A 9,217-nucleotide genomic window follows, 5' to 3' on the forward strand; every position below is an offset into this window, starting at 1 on the left:
GCCGGGTGCTGGCGGCGGAGCTGGGGGTCTCGCGCGGGGTGGTGGTCGAGGCGTACGAGCAACTGGCCGCCGAGGGCTACCTGGTGGGGCGGCAGGGGTCGGGGACCCGGGTCGCGGAGGGGGTGGCGGTGGAGCGGCCGGGGGAGGCGGTGCGGGTGCCGGCGGCCGAGCCGCGGTACGACCTGAAGCCGGGGACGCCCGACCTGGGGGCGTTCCCGCGGACGGCCTGGGCGGGGGCGGTGCGGCGGGCCCTGCAGGGGGCCGCGAACCGGGACCTGGGGTACGGCGATCCGGCCGGACTGCCGCAGCTGCGCGGCGAGTTGGCCGCGTACCTGGGTCGGGTGCGGGCGGTGGCGGCGGGGCCGGAGCGGGTCGCGGTGGTCAGCGGGGTGGGGCAGGGGCTGGCGCTGCTGGTCGGGCTGCTGGCCCGGCACGGGCGGCGGCGGATCGCGGTGGAGGACCCGGGATCGCCCGGCACGCTGGGCCTGCTGCGCGCCCACGGGGTCGAGCCGGTCGGCGTCCCCGTCGACCAGGAGGGCCTGGTGGTACGGGAGTTGGCGGCGAGCGGGGCGGACGCGGTGCTGGCCACCCCGGCCCACCAGTACCCGACCGGGGTCGCGCTGTCGGCCCGTCGCCGGACCGAACTCGCCGGCTGGGCGCGGGCGGGCGGGCTGGTGGTGGAGGACGACTACGACGCCGAGTTCCGCTACGACCGCGAACCGCTGGGCGCCGTCCAGGGGTTGGCGCCCGAGCGGACGGTGTACCTGGGCTCGCTCAGCAAGACCCTGGCACCCGGGCTGCGGCTGGGCTGGGCGGTACTGCCCGGCTGGCTGGCCGAGGACTTCCGGCAGGCCAAGCAGTACGCCGACCTCGGCACCGGGGCGGTCGACCAACTCGCCTTCGCCGCCCTGCTGGAGAGCGGCGGCTACGACCGCCACCTGCGCGCCGTCCGCCCCCGCTACCGGGCCCGCCGGGACGCCCTGGTCGGCGCGCTGCGCGAACACCTCCCGCAGGCAGGGCTGCGCGGCGTCGCCGCCGGGCTGCACCTGTACGCGGACCTGCCGCCGGGCGTGGACGAGCGGGAGCTGGCCGGGGCGGCGCTGCGGCGCGGGGTGCGGGTCGCGCCGGTCGGGCCCGGCCGGCTGGCCCCGGGCGGGGCGGCCGTCGCGCTCGGGTACGCGGGCCTGGCCGAGCAGCGGCTGCGCGAGGCGGCGGAGCTGCTCGGCGCGGCCTGCCGGGAGGTGGGCTGATGGGGGGTGGGCTGACGGGAGGTGGGCCGACGGGGGGTTTCCTGATGATCAGTCAGGAGATGGGCGTGAGCTGGTCGGTGGCGATCACTGCCACCACCGCGACCACGGCGAGCACGGCCGTCAGGTTGATCGCCTGGACGAGTCCGCGCTGCTGCCGCGGCGCGTAGCCGAGGGCGGCGCCGGCGGCCAGGCCGGTGAGCAGGCCGCCCAGGTGGCCCTGCCAGGAGGCGAAGCCCGCGGAGAGGACCATCCACAGCACCAGGGTGATCATCATCTGGTTGCCGCCGAGCGGGTCGTAGCCCTGGCGGCGGCTGAGCACCCAGTACCCGCCGGCCAGGCCGAAGACCGCGCCGGAGGCGCCCACCGCCAGGGAGTGCGGGGCGAGCCAGTAGATCATCGCGGAGGAGCCCAGCGCGGACAGCAGGTACAGCGCGAGGAAGCGCAGCACGCCGAGCCGGTCCTCGACCACCCGGCCCAGGTTCCACAGCCAGTACATGTTGAACACGATGTGCAGGATGCCCATCGGCCAGGTGGTCGGCCCGAGGTGCAGGAACGCGCCGGTGAGCAGCCGCTCCCACTCGCCGTGCGCGATGCCCGACAGGTGCGGCACGTACGTGGCGGGGTCGTAGTCCGCGGGCGGGGCCAGTACGCCCGAGCCGAGCACCCCGAACCGGTCGAGGGTCTCCGGCCGGACCAGCTCGACCAGGTACGCGGCCACGTTCAGCGCGATCAGCGCGACGGTCGCGTACGGGCGGGCGGTGATCCGGCCGCCGAACGCCGTCCGGGCCTGGCGGGTGCCCTGGTGCCCGGACTTGACGCACTCCACGCACTGGTAGCCGACCGCCGCCTCGCGCCGGCAGTCCGGGCAGGCGTTGCGGTCGCAGCGGGTGCAGCGGACGTACGACTCCCGGTCGGGGTGCCGGAAGCAGGTCGGTGCCGCCTCGGGGGCCTGGGCCCCCGGGGCGGGGTGTGCGGCGTCCATGGACGTGGGCCCTCCCCTGTGCGGTGGCGCTCGGCCGCGGGGGCGTCCACGGCGAGGTTCCACGGCGAAACGGCGCTCACCCTAGAGCACGGCGCGGACGGTGCGTACACCAGGGGAGGGCGGGGTCAGGGGCGGGGGGTCAGGGGTGGGGCGGCAGGTCGATCACGGCGACGGCGTCCGGGCGGGCGACGGCGAGGCGGGTGCCGTCCGGGCTGAGGGCGGCGACCGGGGAGGGGACGTGGGTGACGCCGAAGCACAGGTCCTTCTCCGGGAGTTCGGCCTCGGGCCACTCGGCGAGCACCGCGCCGGTCGCGGCGTCGAGCAGCCGGGGGTGGCCGTACAGCGCGAGCACCTGCCCGCCACGGGCCAGCAGGGTGCCGGTGGGGCGCTCCAGCGGGCTGCGGTGCAGCCAGCGGCGCTCCGGGACGGACCACACGCCCAGGTGCAGCGGGCCGAGCCCTTCGTCCCCGTCCGGGTCGAGGGTCTCCTCGCCGGTGGCCACCGCCAGCCGCTCCGCGTCCAGCCAGCACGCCGCGCCGACCTCCACCTCCATGCCGGCGTGCGGGGCGAACAGGGTGTCGGTGTCGAGCGCGGCCGGATCGGTGAGCGCCGCGGTGAGGTCGTGCAGGGCCGCCACCCCGATCGGTGACCACACCCAGCCGACGGCCAGCAGGTGCCGGCCGTCCGGGCTCACCTCGGGGCGGGAGTGGAAGACGTCGACGGGCCCGCGGGGGCCCGCGGTCAGGCGCTCGCCCGTCACCAGGTCCTCGACCTGCAACTCGTTGTAGCGCTCGGGGCAGTGGACCAGGACCTCCCGGCCGTCCGGCAGCCGGCCGAGGGCCAGCGGGTAGTCGTAGTCCTTCGAGTGGTAGTAGCTGCGGTTGACCTCCCGCACGACGACCGGCCGTTCGACCTCCACCACCAGGCCCTTGGTGCCGCGCTCGGCCCAGACCGCCGCGTACCGTCCGGACGGCGAGAGCGCCGCCCGGTCGAACGGGAAGCCCCAGCGGACCGAGGTGTCCCGCTCCGTCCCGTCCGGGGCCCAGCGGCGGCCGCCGCTCGCCAGGTCGACCAGGTCGTTCCCGTTCCAGGTCAGTGACTTCACGCCGCCCCGGACCGGGATCGTTCGTACCGCCGTCATCGTGCGTTCCCCCCTGTGGTGATCGTCCGCGAAGGGTACCGGGTGGGGCGGCGGGTGCCGGGTCAGCGGCGGGTGGCGCTCAGGACGGTGAACTTCGGGTTGCCCGCGACGGTGCGGCAGTTGCCGAACAGGCGGCGCAAGGTGAGGTGGTGGCCGAGGTGGCGGTTGCCGACCACGCGGAGTTCGCCGCCCGGGCGCAGGACCCGGCGGGCGCCGGTGAACATGCGGCGGGCGATGGTGTCGGTGGTGGCCTGGTGGGAGTGGAAGGGCGGGTTCAGCAGCACCAGGTCGGCGGAGGCGTCCGGGAGGTCGGCGAGGGCGTCGCCGACCAGGAACCCGGCGGGGCGGTCCGGGCCCAGGTTGGTGCGGAAGGTCTCCTCGGCGGAGGCCGCGGCCTGGAACGACTCGTCGACGAAGAGCAGTTCGGCGTCCGGGTCGGCGAGGGCGGCGGCGGTGCCGACGACGCCGTTGCCGCAGCCCAGGTCGATGATCCGGCGGGGGGTGCCGGTCGGGGCGGGCAGGTGTTCGAGGAAGAACCGGGTGCCGATGTCGAGGCGGTCCGCGCAGAACACGCCCGCCTGGTTGGCGACCTGACGGCCCGACAGGACGCCGATGCCGTCCGGGAGCCGGTAGCGCAGCGGCCACGGGTTGGCGGGGCGGGCCAGGTCCGGGTCCGGGGCGGTGCGGATCAGGCGGGCCTTGCGGACGGCGAGGGAGGTGCGGGTCGGGCCGAGGATCCGCTCGAACAGGTTCAGGGTGGAGGTGTGGATCTCGGTGACCATGCCGGTGCCCAGCACCCGGGTGTCCGGGTGCACGGCCGGGGCGAGGCGGTGCAGCTGGTCCTCCAGCAGCGCCAGGCTCTTCGGGACGCGCACCAGCAGCACGTCGATCCGCGGCGGCGGGGCGTCCTGGGTGCTGCGGACCGCCACCGCGGCCGGGTCCAGGCCGTTGCGGGCGAGGTTCGCGGCGATCGCCCGGGAGGCCAGGTAGGAGTCGGTGACGGCGGTGAGGCCGGCGGCCTTCGCCGCCAGCGCGGTCGACAGGGCGCCCCAGCGGTCGCCGAGCACGGTGACGGCCCCGTCCAGCGGCACCGCCTGCTCGTGCAGGTCGCGCAGCAGGTACTCGTCGGCGGCGTCCCAGGCGCGCAGCTGCTCGCGCGGATCCTCCGGGAAACGGGCCAGCTCGAACTCGCCCCAGGCGGTGGTGAAACAGTTCATCGTGCCCCCAGGCTAGCGGAGGGCGACGAGGTAACCGGACGGCGACGGACGGCGACGGAGGGTGGCGGTGGGCGTGCTGGAACGGCGGGAGCGGGTGGTCGGGGCGGTGCTCGGCTCGGCGGTGGGGGACGCGCTCGGGGCGCCCTTCGAGTTCGGGCCGGCCGGGATGTTCGGGGCGCGGTTCCCCGGCGGGGCCGCGATGTGCGGGGGCGGCGGGTGGGAGCCCGGGGAGGCCACCGACGACACCCAGCTGGCCGTCCACCTCGGCGAGTCGCTGCTGGCGGCCGGCGGGCTCGACCTGCCGGAGATGTTCGAACGCTTCCGGGGCTGGGCGGCGGGCGACCCCAAGGACATCGGCATCCAGACCGAGATCGTGCTCGGCGGCGGCCTGCCCTGGGACCTCGCCGCGGCCGTCCACTTCCGGACCGAGGGCCGGGCCGCCGGGAACGGCGCGCTGATGCGGGCCGTCACCGGCGCGGTGTGGTTCGCCCCGCAGGGGCGCGCGGCGAGCATGGACGCGGCTCGCCGGATCACCGCGCTCACCCACGGTGACGGCGCGGCCTGGGAGGGGACCGCGATCCTGCACGAACTGCTGCGCGTCGCGTTGGACGGCGGCGACCCGGTGGCGGCCGTTCCGGGGGTGCTGGCGGCAGTGCGGGAGGAGCACCGGGGGCGGTGGGCGCGGGTGCTGGACGAGCGGTGGCGGCCGGAGCTGGCGACGGAGAGCAACGGGGCGGTGTGGGCGTGTCTCGGCTCGGCGGTGTGGGCGCTGCGGAGCACCGGGAGCTTTCCCGGTGCGCTGCGGGCGGTGATCGACCTCGGGGGCGACACCGACACGACGGCCGCCGTCACCGGCGGGCTGGCGGGGGCGGTGTACGGGGCCGGGGCGATCCCCGGGGACTGGCGGGAGGCGCTGCACGTGCCGCTGCCCCCGACCGGGCGGGTGCTGCGGGCGGGGGAGTTGGCGGCGCTCGCGGTGGCGCTGGACGCGGGTGGGCGGGCGGCCGCGGGGTGAAGGGGGTGCGGCTCAGGTGGTGAGGACCAGGCCGGCGTTGTGGCCGCCGAAGCCGAAGGCGTTGGTGAGGGCGGCGGTGTGGGGGAGCGGGCCGGCGGTGGTGACCAGGTCGAGCGGGAGGCCGGGGTCGGGGGTGGTGAGGTTGCGGACGGCGGGGGCGTGCTGGTGGTGGAGGGCGTAGGCGGTGGCGAGGGCGGAGAGGGCGCCGGCGGCGCCGAAGAGGTGGCCGGTCATCGACTTGGTGGCGGTGACGGCGGGGCGGTGGGCGCCGAAGACGCGGGTGAGGGTCTCGGCCTCGGTGAGGTCGCCCAGGGGGGTGGAGGTGGCGTGGGCGTGGACCAGGCCGATCGCCTCCGGGGGCAGGCCGGCGTCGGCGAGGGCGCGGCGGACGGCGCGGGTCTGGCCGTCGGGGTGGCCGGCGGTGATGTGATGGGCGTCGGAGGTGACGGCGGCGCCGGCCAGGGTGGCGTAGCGGCGGGCGTCCGGGCGCAGGTCGGCGCGTTCGAGGACGAGCACCGCGGCGCCCTCGGCGATGACGAAGCCGTCGCGGCCGGTGTCGAAGGGGCGGGAGGCGCCGGCCGGGTCGTCGTTGCGCAGCGAGTGGGCGCGGGCCTGGGCGAAGCCGGCCAGCGGGAGGGGGTGCAGGCAGGCTTCGGTGCCGCCGGCCACGACGACGTCGGCGCGGCCGAGCCGGATCAGGTCGAGGCCGAGGGCGACGGCCTCCGCGCCGGAGGCGCAGGCGCTGACGGGGGTGTGGGCGCCGGCCTTGGCGCCGAGGTCGATGGAGACCCAGGCGGCGGGGCCGTTGGCCATCAGCATCGGGACGGTGTGCGGGGAGACCTTGCGGACGCCGGAGCGTTCCAGCACGTCGTCCTGGTCGAGCATGGTGACCGCGCCGCCGGTGCCGGTGCCGATGACCACGGCGAGCCGTTCGCCCTCGACGGCGGGGCGTCCGGCGTCGGCCCAGGCCTCGCGGGCGGCGATCAGGGCGAGCTGTTCGCTGCGGTCCAGGCGGCGGGCCTCGATCCGGTCGAGGACGGTGGCGGGTTCGACGGCGAGCTGCCCGGCGATCCGGATCGGCAGGTCGGCGGCCCAGGGGCGGTCGAGGGCGCGGATGCCGTTGCGTCCTTCGCACATGGCCTGCCAGGTGTCGGGGGCGGTGCCGCCGAGCGGGGTGGTGGCCCCCAGGCCGGTGATGACGACGGTGTCGTGGGCGGTGCGCATGGCGATACTCCCGTTGTGATGGCAGCACAATGATCGGGCTCTCCGGCGTTCGGCCGTACGATCCGATGTGCTCACTCTGCCAAGGGAAACGGGTGCGGAAGGCTGCCGGGCGGAACTGAGTCGCGCACGGTGGGTTTGTAGGTTTACGACAAGTTTGGCTGATGGGGTGTCAGGGCAGCGGGGTGCGCGCCCGGGCCGGCAGGGCGAGCAGCAGGGGGATGGTGCGCTCGTGCTGTTCGAGCACGCCGGGCGGATCGTCCCCGGGCTGCGCGCCGACCTCGCCGCCTTCGCCCTCGACCCGCTCACCGCCGACGTCGACGCCGACGTCGACGCGTTCGCGGGGACGGCGGTGCCGCTCGCCATGTCGAACGGCGTGGTGACCAACCGGGGTGTGGCGTAAGGGAATTCGGGGCTCCGGCTGGATCGGGGGGTGAGGTCAGGCCGGGTGGTCCAGGTAGGCGTGCAGGGCGGCCGCGCCCGCGAGGAGGGCGCGGCCGCGGGCGGTGAGGCGGGACTGCCAGGCGGCCGGGGTGGGGCGGACGGCTTCCGGGGAGCCCGCGGAGCGCAGGTGGTGCAGGATCTCGGCGGTGCGGGCCAGGCCGTGGCCGCCGCGGCGGAGCTGTTCGGCGAGCAGCAGCTCGCGGACCTGGGCGGGCGGGTAGACGCGGTAGCCGGTGCGGGCGTCCCGGAGCGGGGAGACCAGGCCCGCGCGCTCCCACGCGCGGAGGGTGGCCGGGCGCAGGCCGAGGCGGTGGGCGAGCGGGCCGATGTGGCTGCCGGGAGCGGCGGACGGGTCGTCGACGGGCGGGTCGGCGGCGGGGAGGTGGTCGAGGGCGGTGCGGACGGCGTCCAGGGTGCGGCGGTCCTCGGCGAGCCGGGCGTGGCCGTCGTCGACCAGGCGCAGGGCCGCGGGCAGGTCGCCCGCGTTGACGGCCTGCATGATCGCGGTGGCGGCCGGGTGGCCGTGCCCCGGCAGCAGGGCGAGGAAGGCGCGCAGCGCCGCCGCGTGGCGCTCGCCGTAGCGCCGGTACCCGTGGGCGGAACGGTCGGCGGGCGGCAGGACGCCCGCCCGCTCGTAGTTGCGCACCGCCTGGGTGGACAGGCCGTGCTCGCGGGCGAGGTCGATCGGGCGGAAGGACATGGGGTTTGAAGGTTTTCTGCTCGATTCCCGGGCCAGGAGCGGAAAAGTTTATACCGTGGCTTCAACGATACGGTGGAAGTCATGACTCCCCGGCTCAGGGCCGCCGCCCGCCCCTTCTCCGCCGCCGCCCTCACCGACCTCGTCCCCGCCGGCACCCGGCTGCTCGCCCTCGGCGAACCCACCCATGGCGCCGAGGAGTTCCTCGACCTCCGCAACGAGCTCTTCCGCCACCTGGTCATCGCGCACGGCTACCGCTCGATCGCGGTCGAGAGCGACTGCCTGGCCGCGCTCGCCGTCGACGCGTACGTCGGCGGTGCGGCGGGCGAGTTGGACACCGTGGTGCGGGAAGGGTTCGGCCACGGGTTCGGGGAGTACGCCGGGAACCGCGAACTCGTGCGCTGGATGCGGGAGTTCAACGCGGGTGCAAAGGAGGGGGAACGGCTGCGGTTCTACGGGGCGGACGGGCCGCTGGAGATGACCGGGGCCGCCGCGCCCGGCCCCGCGCTGATCCGGCTGCACGACTTCCTGGCCGAACGGCTCCCGGCCGAACTGCTGCCCGAACGCGAGGAGTTGCTGCGCCGGTGCGGACCGGACGACCGCTGGACCGAACCCGCCGTCGCACTCGACCCGGCCCGCTCGGTGGGGCGCACCGCGGACGCCGGCCGACTGCGGCTGCTCGCCGACGAGCTGGGGCTGCTGCTGGCCGCGCACCGGCCGCAGTTCCGCGAGGACGCGGACGCGCTCTGGCGGGCCGAACTCGACGCCCGCACCGCCACCGGACTGCTCCGCTACCACGCGGCGACCGCCGGGGACGGGCCCGACCGGATCAACTCCCTGATGCGGCAACGCGACTTGATGATCGCCGACAACCTGGAGGCGATCCTCCACCGCGAGGCCCGCCGCGGTCCGACCCTCGCCTTCGCCCACAACCGGCACCTGCAGCGCGAGGCCAGCCGCATCCCGCTCGGCGACCACCAACTCCTCTGGTGGAGCGCCGGATCCCTCCTCGAATCCCGCCTCGGCGACGGCTACACCTTCCTCGCCACCACCTTCGGCCACCGCGCCCCCGACGACCACCCGGCCCCCGACACCCTCGAAGGCCTCCTCGCCACCCTCCCGGAACCGCGCACCGTCCTCGACCCCGGTCTGCTCGCGGCAGCGCTGGGGGAGGCGGGGGTGGTGAGGGCGCGGGTGCCTGCTGACCATACGTATTTCGGGTTGGATCCGGCGGCGTTGGGGTGGGTGGA

The 9,217-nt window shown here is 76.1% G+C and carries 9 protein-coding genes; 4 read left to right on the top strand and 5 right to left on the bottom strand.

Going from position 1 to position 9,217, the window contains the following annotated elements:
• Positions 1 to 1,250 (top strand): PLP-dependent aminotransferase family protein (locus tag IH44_RS0137445; protein WP_035957506.1); only part of this gene is annotated, 1,250 nt, incomplete at its 5' end.
• Between the two features lie 52 nt (positions 1,251 to 1,302).
• Here the strand turns inward: IH44_RS0137445 and IH44_RS0137450 are convergent.
• The 3 genes from IH44_RS0137450 to IH44_RS0137460 form a co-directional block, all read right to left on the bottom strand.
• Complete coding sequence (locus IH44_RS0137450; RefSeq protein WP_030464314.1) at positions 1,303 to 2,232, bottom strand: rhomboid family intramembrane serine protease; 930 nt, start codon at positions 2,230 to 2,232, stop codon at positions 1,303 to 1,305.
• A gap of 139 nt (positions 2,233 to 2,371) precedes the next feature.
• A complete protein-coding gene (locus IH44_RS0137455; RefSeq protein ID WP_030464315.1) occupies positions 2,372 to 3,373 on the bottom strand; it encodes a hypothetical protein in 1,002 nt (333 codons plus the stop codon).
• A gap of 62 nt (positions 3,374 to 3,435) precedes the next feature.
• Complete coding sequence (locus IH44_RS0137460) at positions 3,436 to 4,590, bottom strand: methyltransferase (RefSeq protein ID WP_030464316.1); 1,155 nt, start codon at positions 4,588 to 4,590, stop codon at positions 3,436 to 3,438.
• A 76-nt stretch (positions 4,591 to 4,666) separates the two neighbouring features.
• Here IH44_RS0137460 and IH44_RS0137465 point away from each other — a divergent pair, with 76 nt between their 5' ends.
• Complete coding sequence (locus tag IH44_RS0137465; protein ID WP_030464317.1) at positions 4,667 to 5,605, top strand: ADP-ribosylglycohydrolase family protein; 939 nt, start codon at positions 4,667 to 4,669, stop codon at positions 5,603 to 5,605.
• A gap of 12 nt (positions 5,606 to 5,617) precedes the next feature.
• On the opposite strand, the gene IH44_RS0137470 is transcribed toward IH44_RS0137465, so the two are convergent.
• Positions 5,618 to 6,829 carry a beta-ketoacyl synthase gene (locus IH44_RS0137470; protein WP_030464318.1) on the bottom strand — a complete coding sequence of 404 codons (1,212 nt, stop codon included), beginning with the start codon at positions 6,827 to 6,829 and terminating at the stop codon, positions 5,618 to 5,620.
• A gap of 229 nt (positions 6,830 to 7,058) precedes the next feature.
• Between IH44_RS0137470 and IH44_RS47000 the strand changes: the two genes are divergently transcribed.
• Positions 7,059 to 7,229, top strand: a complete 171-nt coding sequence (locus IH44_RS47000; RefSeq protein ID WP_157852602.1) for a hypothetical protein — start codon at positions 7,059 to 7,061, stop codon at positions 7,227 to 7,229.
• Positions 7,230 to 7,265: 36 nt separating this feature from the next.
• Here IH44_RS47000 and IH44_RS0137480 read toward each other — a convergent pair whose 3' ends face one another.
• Positions 7,266 to 7,970: a MerR family transcriptional regulator gene (locus IH44_RS0137480; protein ID WP_030464319.1), complete on the bottom strand. Its 705-nt coding sequence runs from the start codon at positions 7,968 to 7,970 to the stop codon at positions 7,266 to 7,268.
• 81 nt (positions 7,971 to 8,051) lie between these two features.
• On the opposite strand from IH44_RS0137480, the gene IH44_RS0137485 reads away from it, so the two are divergent.
• Positions 8,052 to 9,217, top strand: a 1,166-nt coding sequence (locus IH44_RS0137485) for an erythromycin esterase family protein (RefSeq protein WP_030464320.1), incomplete at its 3' end; no start/stop codon positions are given.

Source organism: Kitasatospora sp. NRRL B-11411, from assembly GCF_000721345.1.
Taxonomy (GTDB): domain Bacteria; phylum Actinomycetota; class Actinomycetes; order Streptomycetales; family Streptomycetaceae; genus Kitasatospora; species Kitasatospora cineracea.